Raw genomic sequence first — 274 nt, 5'->3', positions numbered from 1 at the left:
ATACCCTACCACTCGTACTTAAAGAGACAGGTATCGATACCAGCAAATCTGTATCAATTGACCCTTATAAAATTACCTACGAGGATTTTATTAAGCGTCAAGAGGCGGGCGAAGACATGACGCCGTACTATGAAAATAAAACCAAACCCAATAAACCTGAAATTACTAGTCAAGCTCGAGGCCGTTGCCTAGCTGGTCAGCCCTGCCCTAAGTCAGGCTACTGGTTCACGCAAGCAAAATCTGACAGTCGTGCTTACTTTAAGCAAGGCGACAT

Annotated in this window: 1 protein-coding gene; it reads left to right on the top strand. The window is 44.5% G+C overall.

The window, feature by feature from the left end; genetic code table 11:
- Window positions 1-274: hypothetical protein (locus AAEY83_RS14905; protein WP_351060112.1), on the top strand; the 274-nt coding region annotated here is incomplete at both ends.

Origin of the sequence: Psychrobacter sp. TB20-MNA-CIBAN-0197 (genome assembly GCF_040309765.1) — a bacterium.
GTDB classification, from domain to species: Bacteria; Pseudomonadota; Gammaproteobacteria; order Pseudomonadales; family Moraxellaceae; genus Psychrobacter; species Psychrobacter submarinus.
The sequence above is the reverse complement of the archived record's forward strand: the minus strand, read 5'-3'. Positions and strand labels throughout refer to the sequence as shown.